This is a genomic window from Bacillus sp. UMB0893 (genome assembly GCF_002858905.1).
Taxonomy (GTDB): Bacteria; Bacillota; Bacilli; order Bacillales; family Bacillaceae; genus Bacillus_P.
Map to the genome: position 1 here is coordinate 197,091 of NZ_PKLB01000003.1, position 20,535 is coordinate 217,625.

23 protein-coding genes and 1 other annotated feature are annotated in these 20,535 nt (G+C 39.2%); of the genes, 4 read left to right on the forward strand and 19 right to left on the reverse strand.

Going from position 1 to position 20,535, the window contains the following annotated elements:
- Nucleotides 1-24: 24 nt before the first annotated feature.
- A complete protein-coding gene (pssA, locus tag CYJ36_RS08905) occupies nucleotides 25-564 on the forward strand; it encodes a CDP-diacylglycerol--serine O-phosphatidyltransferase (protein ID WP_101566913.1) in 540 nt (179 codons plus the stop codon).
- Between the two features lie 32 nt (nucleotides 565-596).
- On the opposite strand, the gene CYJ36_RS08910 is transcribed toward pssA, so the two are convergent.
- Complete coding sequence (locus CYJ36_RS08910) at nucleotides 597-776, reverse strand: hypothetical protein (protein ID WP_101566914.1); 180 nt, start codon at nucleotides 774-776, stop codon at nucleotides 597-599.
- Between the two features lie 434 nt (nucleotides 777-1,210).
- Between CYJ36_RS08910 and CYJ36_RS08915 the strand changes: the two genes are divergently transcribed.
- Nucleotides 1,211-1,351 (forward strand): YrzI family small protein, encoded by a 141-nt coding sequence (locus CYJ36_RS08915; RefSeq protein WP_101566915.1) that lies wholly within the window; start codon nucleotides 1,211-1,213, stop codon nucleotides 1,349-1,351.
- Between the two features lie 412 nt (nucleotides 1,352-1,763).
- Here the strand turns inward: CYJ36_RS08915 and sigK are convergent, their stop codons facing one another.
- Nucleotides 1,764-2,492: an RNA polymerase sporulation sigma factor SigK gene (gene sigK, locus CYJ36_RS08920; protein WP_101566916.1), complete on the reverse strand. Its 729-nt coding sequence runs from the start codon at nucleotides 2,490-2,492 to the stop codon at nucleotides 1,764-1,766.
- A 253-nt stretch (nucleotides 2,493-2,745) separates the two neighbouring features.
- Here sigK and CYJ36_RS08925 point away from each other — a divergent pair, with 253 nt between their 5' ends.
- On the forward strand, nucleotides 2,746-3,492 hold the full coding sequence (locus CYJ36_RS08925) for an SGNH/GDSL hydrolase family protein (RefSeq protein ID WP_101566917.1): 747 nt from the start codon (nucleotides 2,746-2,748) through the stop codon (nucleotides 3,490-3,492).
- A gap of 92 nt (nucleotides 3,493-3,584) precedes the next feature.
- Here CYJ36_RS08925 and CYJ36_RS08930 read toward each other — a convergent pair whose 3' ends face one another.
- From CYJ36_RS08930 to CYJ36_RS08950, 5 genes are all read right to left on the reverse strand, one after another.
- Nucleotides 3,585-3,821: a YrhC family protein gene (locus CYJ36_RS08930; protein WP_101566918.1), complete on the reverse strand. Its 237-nt coding sequence runs from the start codon at nucleotides 3,819-3,821 to the stop codon at nucleotides 3,585-3,587.
- A 91-nt stretch (nucleotides 3,822-3,912) separates the two neighbouring features.
- Nucleotides 3,913-5,046, reverse strand: coding sequence for a bifunctional cystathionine gamma-lyase/homocysteine desulfhydrase (locus CYJ36_RS08935; protein ID WP_101566919.1), 1,134 nt, complete (start codon nucleotides 5,044-5,046; stop codon nucleotides 3,913-3,915).
- A 1-nt stretch (nucleotide 5,047) separates the two neighbouring features.
- Entirely contained in the window at nucleotides 5,048-5,971 is a 924-nt protein-coding gene (locus CYJ36_RS08940; RefSeq protein ID WP_101566920.1) for a PLP-dependent cysteine synthase family protein, read from the reverse strand.
- Between the two features lie 55 nt (nucleotides 5,972-6,026).
- On the reverse strand, nucleotides 6,027-6,725 hold the full coding sequence (gene mtnN / locus CYJ36_RS08945) for a 5'-methylthioadenosine/S-adenosylhomocysteine nucleosidase (RefSeq protein WP_101566921.1): 699 nt from the start codon (nucleotides 6,723-6,725) through the stop codon (nucleotides 6,027-6,029).
- Between the two features lie 26 nt (nucleotides 6,726-6,751).
- Nucleotides 6,752-7,393 (reverse strand): class I SAM-dependent methyltransferase, encoded by a 642-nt coding sequence (locus tag CYJ36_RS08950; RefSeq protein WP_101566922.1) that lies wholly within the window; start codon nucleotides 7,391-7,393, stop codon nucleotides 6,752-6,754.
- Nucleotides 7,394-7,574: 181 nt separating this feature from the next.
- On the opposite strand from CYJ36_RS08950, the gene CYJ36_RS08955 reads away from it, so the two are divergent.
- The gene (locus CYJ36_RS08955; RefSeq protein ID WP_101566923.1) at nucleotides 7,575-7,784 is read left to right on the forward strand and encodes a DUF2536 family protein; all 210 of its coding nucleotides are present in this window, start codon (nucleotides 7,575-7,577) and stop codon (nucleotides 7,782-7,784) included.
- A 122-nt stretch (nucleotides 7,785-7,906) separates the two neighbouring features.
- On the opposite strand, the gene CYJ36_RS08960 is transcribed toward CYJ36_RS08955, so the two are convergent.
- From CYJ36_RS08960 to alaS, 12 genes are all read right to left on the reverse strand, one after another.
- Nucleotides 7,907-8,587, reverse strand: coding sequence for a YrrS family protein (locus CYJ36_RS08960; RefSeq protein WP_308315275.1), 681 nt, complete (start codon nucleotides 8,585-8,587; stop codon nucleotides 7,907-7,909).
- Nucleotides 8,588-8,647: 60 nt separating this feature from the next.
- Nucleotides 8,648-10,390, reverse strand: coding sequence for a peptidoglycan D,D-transpeptidase FtsI family protein (locus CYJ36_RS08965; RefSeq protein ID WP_101566925.1), 1,743 nt, complete (start codon nucleotides 10,388-10,390; stop codon nucleotides 8,648-8,650).
- Between the two features lie 58 nt (nucleotides 10,391-10,448).
- Nucleotides 10,449-10,922, reverse strand: coding sequence for a transcription elongation factor GreA (gene greA / locus CYJ36_RS08970; protein WP_101566926.1), 474 nt, complete (start codon nucleotides 10,920-10,922; stop codon nucleotides 10,449-10,451).
- A 322-nt stretch (nucleotides 10,923-11,244) separates the two neighbouring features.
- Nucleotides 11,245-11,880, reverse strand: a complete 636-nt coding sequence (udk, locus tag CYJ36_RS08975) for a uridine kinase (protein WP_101567145.1) — start codon at nucleotides 11,878-11,880, stop codon at nucleotides 11,245-11,247.
- Between the two features lie 4 nt (nucleotides 11,881-11,884).
- Nucleotides 11,885-13,153 (reverse strand): peptidase U32 family protein, encoded by a 1,269-nt coding sequence (locus CYJ36_RS08980; protein ID WP_101566927.1) that lies wholly within the window; start codon nucleotides 13,151-13,153, stop codon nucleotides 11,885-11,887.
- A gap of 28 nt (nucleotides 13,154-13,181) precedes the next feature.
- Nucleotides 13,182-14,111, reverse strand: coding sequence for a peptidase U32 family protein (locus CYJ36_RS08985; protein ID WP_101566928.1), 930 nt, complete (start codon nucleotides 14,109-14,111; stop codon nucleotides 13,182-13,184).
- On the reverse strand, nucleotides 14,104-14,766 hold the full coding sequence (locus tag CYJ36_RS08990) for an O-methyltransferase (protein ID WP_101566929.1): 663 nt from the start codon (nucleotides 14,764-14,766) through the stop codon (nucleotides 14,104-14,106). The genes CYJ36_RS08985 and CYJ36_RS08990 overlap by 8 nt, the downstream gene beginning before the upstream one ends.
- 261 nt (nucleotides 14,767-15,027) lie before the next feature.
- Nucleotides 15,028-16,155 (reverse strand): endolytic transglycosylase MltG, encoded by a 1,128-nt coding sequence (gene mltG / locus CYJ36_RS08995; protein WP_101566930.1) that lies wholly within the window; start codon nucleotides 16,153-16,155, stop codon nucleotides 15,028-15,030.
- A 289-nt stretch (nucleotides 16,156-16,444) separates the two neighbouring features.
- Entirely contained in the window at nucleotides 16,445-16,738 is a 294-nt protein-coding gene (locus CYJ36_RS09000; RefSeq protein ID WP_101566931.1) for a DUF1292 domain-containing protein, read from the reverse strand.
- A 32-nt stretch (nucleotides 16,739-16,770) separates the two neighbouring features.
- The gene (gene ruvX / locus CYJ36_RS09005; RefSeq protein WP_101566932.1) at nucleotides 16,771-17,187 is read right to left on the reverse strand and encodes a Holliday junction resolvase RuvX; all 417 of its coding nucleotides are present in this window, start codon (nucleotides 17,185-17,187) and stop codon (nucleotides 16,771-16,773) included.
- A gap of 1 nt (nucleotide 17,188) precedes the next feature.
- On the reverse strand, nucleotides 17,189-17,455 hold the full coding sequence (locus CYJ36_RS09010) for an IreB family regulatory phosphoprotein (protein ID WP_101567146.1): 267 nt from the start codon (nucleotides 17,453-17,455) through the stop codon (nucleotides 17,189-17,191).
- 155 nt (nucleotides 17,456-17,610) lie between these two features.
- Complete coding sequence (gene alaS / locus CYJ36_RS09015; protein WP_101566933.1) at nucleotides 17,611-20,244, reverse strand: alanine--tRNA ligase; 2,634 nt, start codon at nucleotides 20,242-20,244, stop codon at nucleotides 17,611-17,613.
- Between the two features lie 66 nt (nucleotides 20,245-20,310).
- Nucleotides 20,311-20,520: a binding site (T-box leader), on the reverse strand.
- Nucleotides 20,521-20,535 lie beyond the last annotated feature (15 nt).

Here is a 20,535-nt window from a genome sequence, read left to right on the forward strand (position 1 = left end):
TATGCAAGTTAAGGAAGTGCAATTATGTTTTTTTTAAGCTATGTAGATGCAACGGTAAAGAAAATAAAAGCGAACACGGCTAACCTGCTGACGCTGGTAAATCTCGGACTCGGCGGCTTTGCAATTATTTATACAATAAACGATACTTTAAAACTCAGTCTTCTGCTCATTTTTGTAGCGGCTCTTGCTGATCGGTTTGACGGGATGGTTGCCAGAAAGTTCAATATCGAGTCAGAGCTTGGCAAACAATTGGATTCAATGAGTGATATTATATCATTTGGAGTAGCTCCTGCACTACTTCTTTATAAAGGTATATTATTTGAATTAGGTGCTCCAGGAGCATTTTTCACCGTCCTATATATCGGCTGCGGTGCCTTCAGACTTGCAAGATTCAACATTTCAGACAACAATGGATTCTTTAATGGACTTCCCATTACAGCTGCCGGATGTATATTGACGTTAAGTTATTTATGGAAAGATATCATGCCAGTTTACAGTTATATCTTCTTGATGATGGTATTATCATTCTGTATGATTGGATCATTTAAAATCAGAAAAATGTAGGAAACACCTCATGTTTGAGGTGTTTTTTTTGGCTACTTATAATAATTATTGTAGTAATAGCCTACTCCAAGAACGAGGAGAAGAATCAGCAGAACGACAATAAAAGCATACCAATAGCCAAAGCCCGAATAAGGTGCATAAGGATAAGGATAAGGATAAGAGTAAGGAGTTGGCGGCGGCCCATACTGTGGAGAGCATGATCTTGTTCGCATTTAAAAGACCTCCTTTTTTAAAACGATACATACTAATTTATGTGACATTCATCCAGTATGTATAGGCTGCAGCCAAACATGTCACTTTTTCTTCTATGAAAGGTCCATATTTTAAAAATTTTCCCTTTTTTCAAAAAGAGGGTTTACAAATGTATTTTTTGTGGATATAATTACCAATGTAATTAAATTTATGAAAAGGGAGGTCGAATCAAATGTTAGTCATTCAGCCAAAAGCTATTCAATTTAATATGGATCTATTCGACCAAACTGGTGCACGATTTTAAGTTACTATCGTCCTTATCGCCACAGGTTGAGTAGTATCTGCCTGTGGCGTTTTTATGCGCAATTTTCCATAAAACGTTCAACGCCACAGGTATGCCCTGTGGCGTTTTCCATTTTAAGGATGAAACCATTCGATGAAGGAGGTGATAGGTATGACCATCCACTTATTATTTGTGACATTAACTGTTGAACGAAAGAAAAAGACCATCGATCAAGTGCAATACGAAGAACAAGTTTATAAATCGTATGAAGCGATGATGAACAAATGCTTTCAAATGTATAACGGCAACTAATTTTTAATGAAATTTACTAATTGAAGGGAGAGAATGAAAATGATGATTCAAATGATATTAAGAATGCACCTCAATGTGGAGAAGGATACTGCATAGAGACATCATCCATAAGCAGGATGCCTTGGCTGTCAGATCTTAAGTTAGCTTTATTACATCAATAAAAGGCTCTTTTCGTAACGTTTGTTGCTTTTAAGAAAAAATGGTTATAACCTTTAGTGGATTGTAGTTGAAGGCACTTGACTCCTTCGGGAAATAGAGGGGGATGGGAAACCCCGCAGGCATAGGCGAGGATGCCCCCAACCTTCCCCGCGGAAATCCACGGGTATAATTAATAATCAAAAACAACAATCAATTCAAAAACAGCCTAAAAAAAGATGAAAAAAACGAAGAACATTATAGATTCTTCGTTTTTTTATTTTTTGCTTTTCTGCTGGTTTTTCTTCTCTTTTTCTGCCCGATAAAACTCATGAAACATTTTCATCAAAGCTCTTTTCTCTATTCTGGATACATAGCTTCTTGAAATGCCAAGCTCTTTCGCGATTTCCCGCTGCGTCTTCTCCTTTTGCAGGTCCAGTCCAAATCTTCCAACAATCACTTCTTTTTCTCGATCGTCCAGGATATCAATAAATTCCTTCACTTTTTCAAGTTCCATATTCAATTGAATAGTATCAATCACATCTTCAGATTCAGACTTTAAGACATCAATTAAGCTTATTTCATTTCCTTCCTTATCCTGTCCGATTGGATCATGCAAAGATACATCTTTCTTTGTTTTCTTTAATGCCCGCAAATGCATGAGAATTTCGTTTTCGATGCATCGTGCAGCATATGTGGCGAGCTTCGTGCCTTTTCCTTCAGAATAACTTTCAATGGCTTTTATTAACCCAATGGTGCCGATTGAAATAAGATCTTCGGAATCCTCGCCTGTATTCTCAAATTTTTTTACGATATGTGCCACAAGCCGCAGGTTATGTTCGATCAGCATATTCCGCGCGTGTTCGTCTCCAGTTGCCATTAACCTTAGGTATTTCTTTTCATCGTTCGCTGATAAAGGCTGTGGGAAGGCATTATTTTTTACATATGATACTAAAAATACTAATTCCTTTAATAAGTACCCTAATGCTGCTAAAACCCCTGACATTAAGCCACCTCCACGTACAAAATGTAGGCTTTAGCCTATAAATCATTTGTATGTAAAGAGAGGCATGTTTGTGTCTGTACAAAATGAGATTGTACTGAAATATCCTACTTTTATTTTCAAATAAAGCGCATACATTATGACACTTTTGAAAACCCTATTGATTCTTCCATTTTTTTAAACAATAATGGATTTTAATGTTGCTGTATATCTTTTCAATTAGTATGGCAACTCACAATATGGAGGTGCACATTTTTTGAAGAAAGTTTTGTCTCTAGCTGCCTTTCTTGTGATCGTTCTATTAGTAAGCTGCGGAAATCGTGCCGAACGGTATACCGTCGTCGCTTTTGGCGATAGTAATACACGCGGCGCCAACTGGACCATTCGAAATTATCAGGACACAGATAAATGGGTGAATTTAATAAAGTCAACATTGCCGGTTAATGATCGACAATCTTTTATCCATAATGCCGGAATTGGCGGCGAAACAACAGAAGATGCAAGAAAAAGATTTAAGTCTGAGGTTATTAAACTTAAGCCCGACTTGGTTTTCATTATGTTTGGCACAAACGACGCTGTCATTTTGCCAAATGGAAAACCGAAAGTGAACCATGCACGCTTTAAAGAGAATCTTCTTTATTATGTGAAGGAAATAAAAAAAGCTGGAGGCACCCCTGTTCTTATGACTTGTTTGCCTATTGTGGAAGGAAACGGTAAGGACAGGCTCTATTATACTAGATATCCAAAAAAGCTATATGCTCATACAGATGGTGCTAGGAACTGGCATAATTCATACAACGATATAACCCGTGAGGTCGCTTTTAAGAATGATGTACCGTTAATTGATAATTGGACGAAAATGGTGCAGGTCGCCGGAGGAGATTCGGATGAGGCTCTTTTAAAGTCAGGAATTATTGACCCTTCCGGAAACCACATGACGCCAAAGGGTGCTGAACTTATTTATTTATCTATTCTTGAGAGCAAAGTGCTGAATCCCAATTAGCCGAATCAAAAAAACTCAGATCAATCTCTGGAACTTAAAAAAGAGATTAATTAAATGAAAGAACCCATTCACAAGAATGGGTTCTTTCTATTTTACGCTTCTTCTTCTTCCAAGCGTTTTTTATATGTGATGGATCTTTTAAAACAAAGAAAGGATGCAAGCAGAAAGACAGAAGTTGTTCCCATCATAACGTACTCTTTCATTGCATTTGGATCCTGTCCTTGTGCCGGAATCAACATGCCGATATATAAAAAGACACTGACTGCGAGCAGCGCAAATGCGAATCTCTTATAATCGGTCATAAGCTGTTTTACTTGTTTTCTATTCATCTTAAACATCACCTGCTAAGAATATGTCTTATTAATAACGATAACATATTCCCGCCAGGTTTTATGCAAGTAATTTCCACCAATTAAGGTATTAGTTTAAAGCTTGTTTTAAGTCTTCAATCAGATCCTCTACATCTTCAATCCCAACAGAAATTCTTACTAATCCATCTGTAATGCCGAGCTCCTGACGGCGTTCTGAGGGAATAGATGCATGCGTCATTTTCGCAGGGACAGAGATTAAGCTTTCTACAGCTCCTAAGCTTTCGGCAAGTGTAAAGTATTTTACTTTTGACAGAATTTCATCTGCTTTCTGCTCACTGCCGACATCAAAGGATACCATACCGCCGAATCCTCCTGCTTGTTTCTTCGCAATCTCATGATTTGGATGATCAGCAAGCCCAGGATAAAACACTTTGCTTACTGCTGGATGCTGGGTAAGGAACTCAACAATGGCTCTGGTATTTTTTTCGTGAGCTTCCATGCGGAGAGCAAGTGTCTTAATGCCGCGGATAAGCAGCCATGAATCCTGAGGCCCAAGAACACCGCCTGTTGAGTTTTGGACAAAGTGAAGCTGATCAGCCAGTTCTGCGGAGTTCACGACGACAAGGCCCCCGACAACATCACTGTGGCCGCCAATGTATTTTGTTGCACTATGAACAACAATATCTGCTCCTTTTGTTAAAGGGTTTTGCCAATAAGGCGTGCTGAACGTATTATCTACGACCGTAAGAAGTCCATGTTTTTTAGCAAAAGCTGCAGCTGCTTCTACGTCTGTAATTTTCAATAATGGATTTGTAGGTGTCTCAATGAAAAGCGCTCTCGTATTTTCTTTAAGTGCCCCTTCTATGTTTGAAAGATTGCTTGTGTCAACAAATGTTGAATCAATGCCAAGACGATTTAATACCTTTGTCATGACTCTATATGTTCCGCCGTAAACATCGTCTGTCAAAATGACATGATCTCCGCTGTTAAACAGCATCATCACTCCTGAAATGGCAGCCATTCCAGACCCAAATGCAAAGCCTGCGTGTCCTTCTTCAAGATCTTTGATCAGCTCTTCTAATGCATGACGTGTTGGATTTCCTGTTCGGGAGTATTCAAATCCTTTATGATTTCCAACACCGTCCTGCTTATATGTGCTGACTTGATAGATTGGTGTAGAGACTGCACCTGTATGAGGATCTCCAACTATACCGCCATGAATCATCTTTGTTTTGCGTTTCATATTAAATTCCTCCTTCATATATTTTTTTGCTTAAATAGCGTTCACTGCTGTCAGCAAATATGGTTACGATATTCGTACCGGATTTAGCCTTCTCTGCTTCTTTTAATGCAGCATGAAGAGCTGCACCTGATGAACTTCCAACAAGCAGCCCCTCTTTTACCGCCAATTCTTTCACTCGATTAAAAGCATCCATATCAAGTACAGTATGAATACTGTCAAAATAAGTCTCGTCCATATAATCAGGCAAAAATTCCATGCCAATTCCTTCTGTTTTATGCGGGCCTGACTCACCGCCATTTAGGATCGATCCTTCTGGCTCAACAATCACTGTCTTAACTCCATTGTTTTTTTCTTTTAAAAATTGGGCCGTACCCATAAATGTTCCGCCTGTACCCGCTCCAGCAACAAAAACATCGATATGGCCTTGGAGCTGTTCCCAAAGCTCAGGACCGAGTGTTTTATAATACGTAAGGGGGTTTGCAGGATTCGCAAATTGCTGAGGACAATAAGAATCTGGAATCTCTTCTAGAAGCTCTTGCGCTTTCTTGATGGCTCCTTTAATACCTTCGCTAGTGGGCGTATTAATTACCTTCGCGCCTAAAGCCCTCATAATATCCTGCTTTTCCATGCTGAATTTTTCAGGCACACACACAACAACATTGAGCTTTCGATGTATAGCAGCAAGTGCAAGGCCTATGCCCGTATTTCCTGCTGTGGGTTCAATAATTGTTCCGCCTTCTTTTACCTTGCCTGTTTTTAGAGCATCATCTATTAATTCAACTCCAAGGCGGTCTTTAATGCTTCCGCCAGGATTTAAAAATTCAAGTTTCGCAAAAAGGCGCACTCCTTCTGGCAGCTCAAATCGGGTTATTTCCATTAAAGGAGTATGCCCGATTAGTTCTTCAATGCCCTTTACAACTTTCATCTTTTTCACTCCTACGAATAAAAGGAGGGATCAGAAAGACACGATCCCACATCTATTAACTTTTTAAAGCTTTTACAATGCTCAGAACGAGATTTGCAGAATTTTTTGCAGCTGTACCTAAGTACTGTTCAAATGAAATATCGGATTCTTTTCCGGCAATATCAGATAATGAACGGATAATCACAAATGGCACACCAAATTGATGAGAAACTTGAGCGATAGCAGCCGCTTCCATTTCCACTGCATAGAGATCTTCAAACTTAGTGCGGATATACGCAACTCTCTCCGGATCATTCATGAATGAATCCCCCGTTGCAATCAGACCCTTTACAACTTGAATACCTGTTTGTTCTCCAGCCTGTTTTACAGCTATGTCAACAAGTCTTTCATCTGGCAAAAAAGCTGCTGGCATGCCTGGAACCTGCCCATATTCATAATTAAACGCTGTTACATCAACATCATGATGTCTTACTTCTGTTGAAATAACAACATCACCGACATTCAGAGATTGGTGAAAACCGCCTGCTGAGCCAGTATTAATAACGTAATCAGGTTTAAAACGATCAAGTAAAATGGTCGTGCTCACTGCAGCATTTACTTTACCGATTCCTGATTTTAATAAGATGACTTCCATTCCATTGTAAGTTCCTGTTGTAAATTCACTGCCTGCAATTGTTTCAGCAGAAGGATTTTCAAGCTGGTCTCTTAATATAGATACTTCCTCTTCCATAGCTCCGATTATTGCTGCTTTCATATCATTCAAATCCTTTCAAAAGGCGATTATTGTTTCACTGCTTCCATTAACCAAACAAATTCATTCATTTGTGTAAAGGTAATTTCAAAAGAGTTGCTTTCAAAAATACGGCGCATGATTGAATGTGTTGTGTAGTATTCTGTTTCAAGATCATTTGCCAAGTTTAAGAATTGATGCTTCTTCGACTTTTCGATCATAGCATCATACGCTTCCTGATCAGCAAAAACAGTGTCAGCAAAAACTATTTTACCACCTTTGCCAAGGATGCTGCCATATATTGCGACAGCTTTCTCTTTTTCTGCATCTGTTAAGTGATGAAAGGCATACGTGCTGACAATTGTATCTATCTTTTCACCAGGAACAGGAAATGTCAGAAAATCACCATCATTGATCTGTGCCGTTTTTCCGAGTTTTTCTGCAGCTTTATCGCGCATTGTTTTAGAAGGTTCTATTCCATACACTTTCTTTTCTTTATTTAAAAGTACTTTCGTTAAATTGCCAGTGCCGACCCCGAATTCTAAAACAGTATCTCCAGAGAGCTCTGAAACAGCATCAAGTATTTGTTCATAGTTTGCAAAAACTGCTTTATATTCTTCATCATGTCCACCAACAGTTGAATCATACGAATGAGCCCAATCCTCAAATAGTTCTACAAATTCTCTGCCCATTTATGCCACACTCCATTATATGATGTTTTAAATTTTACAATCCCTATCTGTATAGTATGAATTAAAAAAATAACTGTTCTTAATTTACCATAACCATCTTAAATTTGGCAATGAAAAGAGTTTCCAGCCATAGTGATTTCTTTAGTTTTCTGGTAAAATGAAAACGCATTAGAATGGAGGTTTGAAAAGTAGGTTTAAATTAGACTTCATCAAGGATAAAGTAGAATTTTTTGAAGCAGAAACCATAAAAGAGCTTGAAAAAAAGATCAATGAACAAATTGAAGTAAATAAGGCTATTTTACTTGAACTTCATTCTGTTTCACATCAGATGCATGTTACGGAGGAAGGCAGAAGATTCTATAGTGCTGCCGTTCATTTTAAGGCTAAATAGAAATTAGCGGATCCTCTGGAAGGACTATTGAAGTTTTATCTATCAAAATTTTATCAGTCTAACGGATTCTGCAAACATATTAAAAAGGTGAGACACGAAAAATCGAGTCTCACCTTTTGGCATTATCTAGTTTCTGTTTCCTTTAGTTTTTCAACTTTAACCGGTTTCCAGCCTTCGTTTTCTACCCATGTAATTTGAACTCGGTAATTTTGAGATTTATCTTTCGAAGAAATTGTTCCTACTGCATCATTCGGGCTGCCATTGTTTCCTAAAAACCAGATGGTCATATCCGATTCGCTTAAGCCTGTTGCAGAGCTCATTGCTTTTGTCATCTCAGCCCAGTCTTGTGAACTCTTATCGTACCGGGCAACATGCGGCTCAGCCTGTGAGGTACCGACCGGCTCCCAGCTTGGATTTTCTACGATTTCTTCAACGTTTGAGTTTGGATCTCCTTCAGTAACAACTTCTTCCCCTTGTTCTTCTTCCTCAGTGGGTTCTTCTGAATTTTCATCATCTTCTGTAGAAGCATCTGTTTCATTGCTGCTGTCTTGCTCTGATTCGGTATCTTCTTTACTCGATGATTGTTCTTTATCTTTTTCTTCTTTATTTTCGATTTGGTTAGAACCCGTTTCTTCATTCGTATCTTTTGAAGCTTGTTCGCTGTCATTTCCGCCTAACATCAGTGATGAACCAATCACAATGATTAAGAGAACTACAATGCCAATTAATGTGTTTAGGACAACATTTGCTTTTCGGCGCTTATCACGATTTTCAAAACGTGATCCTTTACTTATTTTGCTCAAGTGAATTACACTCCTTTATCCCTCTAACATTCTGTCTTATTCTAACATTAGAATGCATTTCTATCTAGTAGAAGCATTTTCTAGCTGGGCAAGTTCATTTGCCGCATCATAAAAAATACTGTTCGCCACAGATTGCGGGCTCGTCGTATCCATTTCAACCACTGCCAGCGCATATTTGGGATTCTTGGAAGGAAAATAGCCCGCAAACCATTTATGTACTGTTCCTTTCCCCGTTTCTGCAGTCCCTGATTTACCTGATACCTCAATTGGCAAGGTTTGAAACCTTCTTCCTGTTCCTTCCCCGTCTGTAACAACAAGGCGCAGCAAGTGCTGGAGCTTTGATGCTGTGTATGGAGAAATGGAATCGCCCGCTTGTTCATTTTCAGGAAATTTAAACATGGTCGTACCGTTTTTATACAATATACTATCTACGATTTTCACCTGCTTTTTTTGTCCCCCTCGTGCGATAGCAGCCATCATGTTGGCAACTGAAAGCGGGGTGACTCTTACATTCTTTTGGCCGATTGCTGTTTGGGCAATCGCTCGGACAGATCCCTTATCCGTTTTTTCTCCCCAAATGCTCGGATTTTTTTCTTCAGGGAACTGCATAAATTTATCATAATGATAAACAGGCCCGCTCCAGCCAGCCTTTTCAGTCAGTCCCAATTTCCAAGCAAACGTTTCAACGACGTTCCGATCTTCTTTCATTAATTCATTTGCCATTGATGTAAACGCATAATTGCAGCTCTTCGCAAAACTTCGCTCAACATTCAAAATACCTTCGTCCTGTTCACCGTTATTTTCTCCATACATGTTCAGGCTGCAGTCATACTTTTTGTCAGAACCTACACCAGATTCAATGCCAGCTGCAGCGATAACTGTTTTAAAAACAGATCCAGGTGCTATTGCTGTTAGCATCTGGTTTGAAAAAGTATCAGGATCAGATCGATTCAAATTGGGCTTGCTTACCATAGCAAGCACCTCACTTGTTTCAACATCCAGCAGGACAAGTCCTCCTTTTTTCACGTTATAACGGTTCATAATCTCATCCATCTTATCCTGCAGAGCGCTGTCAATCGTCGTTTTAATGCTCACTGGATAAAATGGATTTGCGTCTGCAATGTATTTTACATTAATCCCGAATAAAGGATTACCGTCTCCATCTACATGATAGAGCAGCTTCGTTTCCGCATCAGGCAGCAAAAATTCATCAAACGCTTTTTGCAGGCCGGTTATGCCCAGCTGCGTTTTTGACGATAAATTTTTCTTTTCAGGATATTGAGCGCGCAGGAGCTCTGCATTTTCACCAGTGATCCCGATGATATGACCTGCTGTGTGATGGCTGATTTTCGTTTGCTGATAGATTGCAAATACGCCTGGTATCTCAAGCTTATTAATTTGATTCATCATTGAGTCTGTCAGCTTGAACCCTTGATCAGCTCCAAGCAAAAGCGGTTTATCAGCGGTTTTCAGCAAGTTTTGGATTTTCATGCTTGAAACATTTAAAATTTCAGATAACTTTGTGACTGGCCATTCGACTTTATTAAGAAATGGAAACAGGACAAGCTTTGCCTCTTGGTTTTGAACAAGCGCATTCTTATTTCTGTCCACAAACCGTCCTCTGCCATCATCAATCATAACTTCTTGTGTACGCTGGCTGACACTTTCCTCAATCAAATTGATTTTCCTGTCTGAAAAGGATTCTGTATGGATCAGCTGAATATCCGCAAGTCTTAAGATAAGCAGCAGCATGGATAGTGATATTCCAATTGCAAACAATCTCATTCTCTTTTTAATTTTCATAGAAAAACACCTCGTCTGTGACTAGTGTCGACGAGGTGTTTTTTTATTAAACCTATATTTATTTAACGTTTGTAATTTTTACGCGCATTTCTCCGCCTGGAGTCTGAACATTTACTTCTTCTCCAACCTGACGGCCCATCAGGCTTTTGGCGATAGGTGAATCATTCGAGATCTTCCCTTCAAATGGATCAGCCTCTGCACTGCCTACGACCGTATATGTTTCTTCGTCCCCATTAGGAAGTTCAATGAAAGAGATTGTTTTCCCAAGAGTGACAACGTTAGTGTCTGCATCTTCTACAATGATTTTCGCATTGCGAATCATGTTCTCAAGCGTTGTAATACGTCCTTCAACAAATGCCTGCTCTTCTTTAGCTGAATCATACTCAGAGTTCTCAGACAAATCCCCAAAGCTGCGGGCAATCTTAATTCTTTCAACTACCTCTTTACGTTTCACGGATTTTAAATATTCCAATTCCTGTTCTAGCTTTTCTTTACCTTCAGTCGTCATAGGAAATACTTTTTCTTGTGCCATGATCTCACTCCTTCTAGTATTACTGTCCCCAAATGTATTTGGTATGTAAAAAAACTGCACTGTGATGGTGAGAGGGCTTCATGTAGCCCTCTCCTGACAAATTTGCATATGCTGAACTTTTCAGGTGATCTTGTGATTTATCGAATTGAAGAATAATCTTTAGTTAGCTTAAAAGCAAGCCTCTGGCTTGCTTTACCTCAGGAGAGCGTTTAGCTCAATATATTGGTAATAAAGAACTATTCTTTAGTCATCAAAGAATCTTGAGAAACTTTTACAGCCTATACATAATATGGTCACAGTACTCTTTATCTATGCTATGTTATTACAAAATTGCATTTAGTTCAAGAATTGTTTGAATTTTTGTAACCATAAGGTCAATCGCCACATGATTTTGACCGCCTTCTGGAATAATGATATCGGCATAACGCTTGGTGGGCTCAATGAATTGATTATGCATTGGTCTTACAACCGATACATACTGTTCAATTACTGAATCAATCGTTCTTCCGCGTTCTTTAATATCGCGAAGCATCCGTCTGATGATGCGGATATCAGCATCTGTGTCGACGAAAAGTTTCATGTCCATTAAGTTGCGAAGCCTCTCATCCTCTAAAACTAAAATCCCTTCAAGGATGATGACGTCTTTAGGTTCAACCAAAAGGACATCATTAGAACGTGTATGAAGTTTATAATCGTACACAGGTTTGTCGATAGCCTCATAATTCAGAAGCTTTTTAATATGTTCAATTAATAGCGTGTTATCAAATGCAAGCGGATGATCATAATTTGTGTTTAATCTTTCTTCATATGGAAGATGACTTTGATCTTTATAATAAAAATCCTGTTCAAGCATTAAAATGGAGTGTCCTTTAAAATGCTCATAAATTGATTTGGTAACACTTGTTTTACCGGAGCCGGACCCGCCTGCAACTCCGATGACAATGGGCTTTTTCCCCATCATGTCACTTCCCCTTCCGCATCATGTTATTTGGGAAGACTTTTTGATCCGCTTTAAACGTAACGATTTGCAGAGGGTGACGGGCAGCATCAAGTTCATTGCCTTCTTCGTCCCAAATTGTATCAATCGTTTGTTTGAAATTCTTGATCTCCGGTCCGAAGAATTCAACTTCATCGCCTGGCTTGAAGTGGTTGCGCTGCTGCAATGTAACCATGCCGGTTTCTTCATTATAATCCAGAACCAATCCTACGAAATCATATGTTGTTTTCTTGCCGTGAATGCCAAACATTTGCTCATCAGTACCTGGTACCCCTTCAAAAAATGCAGGTGCCGTGTCACGATTTGCACACTTGTCAAGCTCATCAAGCCATTCTTTTTGAATCACGAAATTCTCAGGATCTGCACAATAAGCATCGATTACTTTTCGGTACACACTGACAACTGTTGCAACGTAGTGAATTGATTTCATGCGTCCTTCAATTTTAAGGCTGTCAATTCCCATTTCGATCATTTTTGGAATGGATTGAATTAAGTTTAAATCTTTTGGGCTCATTGCAAATGCTGCATCGTCCTCACTGAACAACGCCTTTTCCTCATTGTCAGCCAGCTTGTATAGATCGTAGTCCCAGCGGCACGATTGACAGCATCCGCCGCGGTTAGAATCACGTGCTGTCATGTGATTGCTAAGTACACAGCGTCCTGAATATGCAATGCACATTGCACCATGTATGAATGTTTCAATTTCAATATCAACTTTTTCTTTCATTTCTTTTATTTCTTCTGCACTCGTTTCACGGGCCAGAACAACACGTTCAAGGCCTTCCTCTTTCCAGAACTGAACAGCTTTCCAGTTTGAAAGTGATTGCTGTGTGCTTAAATGAACCTCAAGCTTTGGAGCTACTTTTCTGCAAGTTTCAATGATTAATGGATCCGCTACGATGATTCCTGCAACTCCTGCATCTTGAAGACCCATCAAATACTCTTCAAGACCGTCCATATTTTCATTGTGGGCAAAAATATTTGTTGTCACATAAATTCTTGCTCCATATTTATTTGCGAATTGAACACCTTCAGCCATTTCCTCTTGTGAAAAGTTATCTGCATTTGAACGCAGACCAAATTCTTTTCCTCCGATAAAAACAGCGTCTGCGCCATAATGGACGGCAATTTTCAGTTTTTCTAAATTACCGGCTGGTGCAAGCAATTCAGGTTTTTTAATAATAACACGTTTGCCGTCTATGATTTGTGAGATGTTATCTTTAACAGCCACCATTGTTTTTCCCTCCTATTTTATTAAAAGATTAATACACTGTTTCTTTAAAGAAGAATCCTGTATCTAATGGACGGTTTTCCGGTTGAATGTCCTCTATATCTGAAAGTAACTGATCTTTTATTTCTTCATACTGATCACGGTTATCTGTACATAAATCAATGGCCTGACGGTATTTTTTTGTTACTTCAATGATATATTCAGATGTTTGGAGCACGCCGTCAATTTTAAATGAATCAATTCCTGCATCAATCATGTCTGACAATTCGTCAATGATGCACATATCATTTGGGCTCATTATGTGTGTGCCATTTTCATCCTCATAGATCGGATATTTATTGCTGCGCTCTTTATCATGCAGGAACATCGTTTTTTCTTCTTGAATGCTCTCAATCTTCATTGCTTTGCCTTGGTACTCATAATAGTTTCCGATCAGGGAACGCTTAGATTGGAACATACAAGTCATTCCATGAACCTGAACTTCAATTTCAACTTCAGCATGTTCTTTCGTTTCAATGATTGAATCCATGCTTAATTCTCTTGCAAGGACAGCACGTTTAGCGCCTTTTCTTCCCCAATAATTGCACGTATGCCAGTTCGTTGCTGTTGTTTCCGTATTCCAATGGAGCAACATGTCCGGAGCTGCTTCTCTTGCAGCCATTAAGACAGCCGGATCTCCAAATACGACGGCATCTACTCCAATTTGATCTAAGAATCTAAGATAATCTGTTAATTCTTCGACCTTCTCATTATGAAAAATAGCATTCATTGCAGCATAAACTTTTACATTTTTCGAATGGGCAAGTTCTGTAGCTTCTTTCATTTGCTCACGATTAAATTCACCTGCAAGGCGCAGGCCGTAGCGCTGCTCTCCAATGACGAAAGCATTAGCTCCCGCTTCAGCAAGCGGAAGAATATCCTCAATTTTAACTGGTGTTACAATTAATTCTGGTTTATTCATCTTTTTCACCTCGTTTTATACTAACTGCCATTCCGTCACCGACTGGAAAAATGGCCGTGTGGTATGCTTCGTTTGACATTAGCCATTCATTGTATGTTCGTATCTTTCTCAAAAGAGCACGCCTTCTGCGATGAAAGGACATATCCTCTTCTTCAGATGCCACTAGCCCTTTAAATAAAACATTGTCAGTGATGATGCATCCATTTTTTGAAAGCATTGGTTCGTACATTTCAAAGAAACGCATATACTGCCCCTTTGCAGCATCAATGAAAATGACATCATATGGTCCTTTTTCCTCGATAGGTTCTTTTAGCTCTAAGGCATCACCATGCAAAACAGTGATTCGATTTGCCAATGCATTCGCTTCAATATTTAGATGTGCCTGTTTATAGCGCTCTGCATTTCTCTCAACTGTCACGATTTCCGTTTCAGGAAGTGCTTTGCACATACGAATGGAGGAATAACCAATTGCAGTGCCTATTTCTAAGATCCTTCTTGGCTGTTTCAGCACCAAAAGACTGATGAGCACTTCTATCCCGGTCTTTTCCATAATGGGAACGGCATGGTCAAGTGCATATTGTTCCATTTGCTTGACCGCTTCGTCCTGATCGGGAAGAAGACTTTCTATATATGTTAAAATCGTATCGTTTTCCATAGTCTTCTCCTTCAAACAATGGTGCGTTTATAGTATAAACACCGTTAAAGTGTGAATTAAGTCATGAAAATAAGAGTCCTTGTAGAGAACTCTTGTCATTATTTGTCATTTTATTATCTTTGTCTTCACAACTCGATATATTTTACCACAACAGATAAGGGAATGCGAATATTTTCACGTTCCCTTATCTGTTCTTCACCTAATAAAATGGTCTGAATCTTTCCTATGAATAAAGAAATTAACACACTAAAGAAATAAACCCTACTTATTTGATATATGCTCTGCTTTCGCCTTATTGTGCTCTTTAAGCGTTTTAGTGAAAATCACTTCTCCCTTTTTTGTAGCAAGGAAGTAGAGATAATCCGTTTCTTCTGGCTCTACTGCAGCTTTCATTGACTGATTGCCTGCATTTGCGATGGGGCCAGGAGGAAGACCTTGAACTTTATACGTATTATATGGCGAGTCAATTTCAAGATCTTTATAGAAAACGCGGTCTTTGTGTTCCCCAAGAGCATAAAGTACCGTCGGGTCTGTTTGAAGAGGCATTTTCTCATCGATCCGATTGTAAAACACACTGGAAATTTTGTCTCGATCGATTGATTGTGTTGCTTCCTCTTCAATCAGCGATGCCATCGTAAGGAATTGATGAACCGTCATTTTTCTTTCTTCCAGCTGGGGAATATACGGTTTGACAGCCGTATTTGTCTTTTTAATCATCTCTTCCAAGATAAAATCAAGAGATGGCTTTTCCTCATAAAAAGGATACGTAGCCGGGTAAAAATAACCCTCAAGCGGATACTTAATATGCTGTCCATATATATCCTTCGTAATGGTTTCAGGATATTTCTTTTGCATGGCACTGATAAAATCTTTATTGTTCATTCGATCCAGTATTTCTTTTTCGGTATACCCTGTATTCTTTGCAATGCCTTTCGCGATTTCCGTTACTTGTATGCCTTCTGGCACAGGAATTCGAAAGACGACATCCGTAATCACTTTCCCTGATTTAAGGCTCGCAACAATATCTTTGATTTCCATAGAGGGATTTAGCTTATATTCTCCTGCTTGAAATCCGGATTCATTTTTAAACTTAATATAGTATTTAAATACTCGTTCATCTTTAATAATATTTTTCTCTTCCAGAATGCTTGCAATCGTTGAAACTGAAGACCCTATCGGGATGTTGACATCAACTGCATTCTTATCCTTTTCATCCACTGGCTGCAGAGCAGACTTAATATATAGATAACCGCCTCCGATTAATCCTGTCATCAAAATGACGAAACCAGCAAAAATCACAAGGACAATCTTTCGGATGACTTTCGCTTCCTGCTGTTTTTCAAGGAGTTTATGTTGAAATGTATGTTTGTTCGAATCAGCTTCAGACATTATTTGTGCAGTCCCCCTTTCATCAAAATGATTATACTACATAATCACTGTTTTTTCGCCAAAATCCAGCATATTTTTGAATGAAAGTACGTTTTTCACCTTTTTCAAGTTAAGATGGTTGCGGCAATGACAATCCTACCATGGAACTATCTTGTTCGTTTTCTTCTTTTGAGCAGTAAGGCAGAAAAATTTTTCTGTTTTATTTTTTCCCTAATGGCTTCCATAAAATCTGCAAAATTCTACTTTATAAAAAAAACCAAATAAAAAAACCGTCTTTCGACGGATTTTTTTATTTTTCTTCCTCTTGCTCCTCATTATCAAGGAATGTATTCAGCATTTCTTCAACAAGATCCCACTCTTCTTCTGTTTCAATCGGAGCAAGTTCCCCGTCTATTCCGTCTTCTGCAGGTTCAAAGCTTGATGCATGAATTTCGATATCTTCTTCATCATCCTGCTCGCCAAGCGGATAGTATAGGACATAAGATTTGCCGAATTCTTCTGATGCAAATGTAAAAAGAATTTCGCAAAGCTGTTCATTTCCATTTTCGTCTACTACTGTAATTTGTTTTTCTCCGTGTTCCATTGCAGTCACCTCATCTATAGTTTGCTGACAGTTTAATTCAGACTATCCAAGTATCCCTGTAAAATCATCACTGCAGCCATTTTATCAATTACTTTTTTTCTTTTCTTTCTGCTGACATCTGCTGATATTAATACTCGTTCAGCGGCCATCGTGGATAATCGTTCATCCCATAGAATGACAGGCAGGCCAAATTTTTCTTCAAGCCTTGCTGCAAATAATTGGCTTGCTTCTCCTCTTGGTCCGACAGTTCCATTCATGTTTTTCGGAAATCCGAGCACAATTTTATCTGCACCATGCTCCTCTATGATTTGTTTCAGTCGTTCTAAACCATAGTTTCCGCCGGCTTCATCAATTTTAATCGTTTCTAATCCTTGTGCTGTCCAGCCAAATTCATCGCTGACAGCGACTCCAAGTGTTTTGGAGCCAAAATCAAGCCCAATAATTCGCATATTATTCCTCTCTATGATGGTGTAAGTACGATTTAACTAATTCCTCAATTAGTTCATCCCGCTCCAGCTTGCGAATTAAATTTCTTGCATCGCGATGACGGGGGATGTATGCAGGATCACCAGAGAGCAGGTACCCAACGATTTGGTTAATCGGATTATAGCCTTTTTCTTGCAGAGCATCGTATACCGTGAACAATACTTCATTCACATTCGTCTCAACTGCATCCTCAGAAAAGTTAAACTTCATCGTTTTATCAAAGGAACTCACGATTTGCACCTCTTTCCCAGATTCACCTGTAGGAATCTGCTTGTCCATTCTTACCTACATTCTACACTAACAATTGAAATTATAAAACGGATTTCCCTTTTAAGCGAAATCTTTATGCAAATTTCACTTGAAAGCAGATTGAATCGTATGAAAAATTAAATGGTTTTTACCCATTCCTCTGCATACTTTAAAGCATCCTCAAGCTTTTCAGGATCCTTGCCGCCGGCTTGAGCCATATCTGGACGTCCGCCGCCGCTTCCGCCGCACCTTGAAGCGACTTCTTTAATCAATTTGCCTGAATGATAACCCTTTTCGACTAAGTCACCTGTAATTCCTGCTGCAAGACTTACTTTTCCATCATGTGCAGCTCCAAGAATCACGATTGCCGATCCCAGCTTTTGCTTCAGCTCATCGACCATTGTTCTTAGGCTGTTCATGTCTTTGGCGTTTACTTTACTTGAAAGCAGTGTTACACCATCAATTTGAACGGCATTGCTGACTAAGCTTCCAGCTTCTACATTGCCCAATTTTGCTGTTAATGATTCATTTTCTCTTTGGAGAGTGCGCACTTCTCCTAGAAGAGCATCAATTCGGCCTATTGTGTCTTTTGAATTGGTTTTTAATTTAGCTGCTGCTTCTGAAAGAATGGACAGCTGGCCTGTAATCAGCTGATAAGCACCTTTACCTGTTACTGCTTCAATCCTTCTCGTTCCTGCACCAATACCAGTTTCTGCGACTATTTTAAACAATCCAATTGAAGAGGTGTTATCAACATGGCAGCCTCCGCACAATTCAAGGCTGTAATCTCCAACTTGAACAACTCTGACGATATCCCCGTATTTTTCTCCAAATAACGCCATTGCTCCCATTTTCTTCGCTTCTGCAATAGGTTTTAATTCAATATTTACAGCAATGCTTTTCCAGATTTGTTCATTTACGATTTGTTCAATTTGTTCAAGTTCCTCTGGCTGTACTTGGCCAAAATGTGAAAAGTCGAAACGAAGTCTCTCAGCTGTCACTAGAGAGCCTGCCTGATTGACATGACCGCCAAGAACATCTTTTAAAGCCTGATGCAGCAAGTGTGTTGCCGTATGATTCTTAATAACAGCACTTCTTGTAGTTTCATTTACAGCAGCTGTTACCTCATCATTTGTTTTAAGAGTGCCGCTTATAACAGCTGCAGTATGAAGGTTTTGTCCATTAGGTGCTTTTTGAACATGCTTTACTTGCAGCTTCACACGATCATTTTCAATCATTCCTTCATCAGCAATTTGTCCGCCGCTTTCAGCATAGAAAGGCGTTTCATTTAAAATAAGCTGAACTTCATCTCCAGCAGTTGCTTCATCTGCAAGTTCACCGTTTTTAAGGAGTACGGCTACTGTTGCTTTCGTTTCTAGCTGACTGTACCCGACGAATGTGCTTTCTGCTTTAATTTCACCTAGCACCCCGCCTTGAACCTGCATTGAGTCAACATCCTGTCTTGCTGAACGTGCACGTTCCCGCTGTCCTTCCATTTCACGTTTGAAACCTTCATGATCAATTTCCATTTGCTCTTCTTCTGCATATTCTTCCGTTAATTCAACCGGGAATCCATATGTATCATAAAGACGGAATACATCGGCACCTGGTATCACACGGCTTCCTTGCGCTTTTTGCGTTTTTACAACTTCAGCTAAAATGGATAAACCATCATTCAATGTTTCGTGGAAGCGTTCTTCTTCATTTTTAATCACTTTTTGGATAAATTCCGTTTTTGATTTTACTTCCGGGTAAAAGTCAACCATGATTTCGCCAACTACAGGTACAAGTTCATACATAAACGGACGATTGATATTCAGTTTTTTTGCATACCTTACCGCACGGCGAAGAAGACGGCGAAGAACGTATCCTCGTCCTTCATTTGACGGCAAAGCTCCATCTCCGACTGCAAATGTTACTGTACGAATATGATCAGCTACAACTTTAAATGCTTCATCTTTTTCAATATCCACACGGTATTTCTCGCCTGAAATGGTTTCAGTCGATTCAATTATCGGCATAAACAAATCTGTATCAAAGTTCGTTGGGACGTCTTGAATAACAGATACCATTCTTTCAAGTCCCATGCCTGTATCAATGTTTTTCTTCGGCAGAGGCGTGTATGTTCCATCTGAATTATGATTGAACTCTGAGAATACAAGATTCCAAACTTCTAAGTACCGTTCATTTTCTCCGCCCGGATATAATTCAGGATCTGTCGGATCATTACCGTAAAACTCGCCTCGATCATAGAAAATTTCTGTATTTGGTCCGCTTGGTCCTTCCCCAATATCCCAGAAATTACCCTCTAAACGGATAATGCGCTCTTCAGGCACTCCGATTTTATCTTTCCAAATCAAGAAAGCTTCGTCATCTTCAGGATGAATCGTAACCGATAGCTTTTCCGGATCAAAGCCTATCCATTTTTCACTTGTTAAGAACTCCCAAGCCCAATCAATTGCTTCTACTTTAAAATAATCGCCGATAGAAAAGTTACCAAGCATTTCGAAAAATGTATGGTGACGGGCTGTTTTTCCGACATTCTCAATATCATTTGTACGAATAGATTTTTGAGCATTGCAGATTCTTGGATTTGCTGGGATTACACGGCCATCAAAATATTTTTTTAGTGTTGCTACTCCGCTGTTGATCCACAGCAAGGACGGATCTTCATGAGGAACCAAAGATGCGCTTGGCTCTACTGCATGGCCTTTTTCCTTGAAGAAATCTAAAAACATTTGACGAACTTGAGCTGATGTTAGTGTTTTCATCTTTATTCCTCCTCGTAATTTTGACAAAATAAAAACTCCCGTCCCTGCGAAAATCATAGAGATTTTCACAGGGACGAGAGATTGCTCGCGGTACCACCCTGGTTATAGACAGTTTTGTCCATCACTTCATTTAACCGTAACGTGGTAAAGTCGACAGGTTTTTCCTGCACTCTGGAATAGCCTTCAGTTCCCCTTCATCCCGGAATTTCTTTCAGCCTGGGAAATTCCTCTCTTGTCAGATGGTCTGAAACATACTCGTTCCTTCATCGTTTTCTATAAATATGTAGTATA

Excerpts from the sequence above, each read along its gene's own strand:
- CYJ36_RS08985 (WP_101566928.1), bottom strand. The coding sequence starts at position 14,111 with ATGAATAAACCAGAATTAATTGTAACACCAGTTAAAATTGAGGATATT.
- ruvX (WP_101566932.1), bottom strand. The coding sequence starts at position 17,187 with ATGCGAATTATTGGGCTTGATTTTGGCTCCAAAACACTTGGAGTCGCT.
- CYJ36_RS08910 (WP_101566914.1), bottom strand. The coding sequence starts at position 776 with ATGCGAACAAGATCATGCTCTCCACAGTATGGGCCGCCGCCAACTCCT.
- CYJ36_RS09000 (WP_101566931.1), bottom strand. The coding sequence starts at position 16,738 with ATGGAACACGGAGAAAAACAAATTACAGTAGTAGACGAAAATGGAAAT.
- CYJ36_RS08990 (WP_101566929.1), bottom strand. The coding sequence starts at position 14,766 with ATGGAAAACGATACGATTTTAACATATATAGAAAGTCTTCTTCCCGAT.
- alaS (WP_101566933.1), bottom strand. The coding sequence starts at position 20,244 with ATGAAAACACTAACATCAGCTCAAGTTCGTCAAATGTTTTTAGATTTC.
- greA (WP_101566926.1), bottom strand. The coding sequence starts at position 10,922 with ATGGCACAAGAAAAAGTATTTCCTATGACGACTGAAGGTAAAGAAAAG.
- sigK (WP_101566916.1), bottom strand. The coding sequence starts at position 2,492 with ATGTCAGGGGTTTTAGCAGCATTAGGGTACTTATTAAAGGAATTAGTA.
- CYJ36_RS08915 (WP_101566915.1), top strand. The coding sequence starts at position 1,211 with ATGACCATCCACTTATTATTTGTGACATTAACTGTTGAACGAAAGAAA.
- pssA (WP_101566913.1), top strand. The coding sequence starts at position 25 with ATGTTTTTTTTAAGCTATGTAGATGCAACGGTAAAGAAAATAAAAGCG.
- udk (WP_101567145.1), bottom strand. The coding sequence starts at position 11,880 with ATGGGGAAAAAGCCCATTGTCATCGGAGTTGCAGGCGGGTCCGGCTCC.
- CYJ36_RS08980 (WP_101566927.1), bottom strand. The coding sequence starts at position 13,153 with ATGGTGGCTGTTAAAGATAACATCTCACAAATCATAGACGGCAAACGT.
- CYJ36_RS08935 (WP_101566919.1), bottom strand. The coding sequence starts at position 5,046 with ATGAAACGCAAAACAAAGATGATTCATGGCGGTATAGTTGGAGATCCT.
- CYJ36_RS08940 (WP_101566920.1), bottom strand. The coding sequence starts at position 5,971 with ATGAAAGTTGTAAAGGGCATTGAAGAACTAATCGGGCATACTCCTTTA.
- CYJ36_RS08950 (WP_101566922.1), bottom strand. The coding sequence starts at position 7,393 with ATGGGCAGAGAATTTGTAGAACTATTTGAGGATTGGGCTCATTCGTAT.
- CYJ36_RS08930 (WP_101566918.1), bottom strand. The coding sequence starts at position 3,821 with ATGAATAGAAAACAAGTAAAACAGCTTATGACCGATTATAAGAGATTC.
- mltG (WP_101566930.1), bottom strand. The coding sequence starts at position 16,155 with ATGTCTGAAGCTGATTCGAACAAACATACATTTCAACATAAACTCCTT.
- mtnN (WP_101566921.1), bottom strand. The coding sequence starts at position 6,725 with ATGAAAGCAGCAATAATCGGAGCTATGGAAGAGGAAGTATCTATATTA.
- CYJ36_RS08965 (WP_101566925.1), bottom strand. The coding sequence starts at position 10,390 with ATGAAAATTAAAAAGAGAATGAGATTGTTTGCAATTGGAATATCACTA.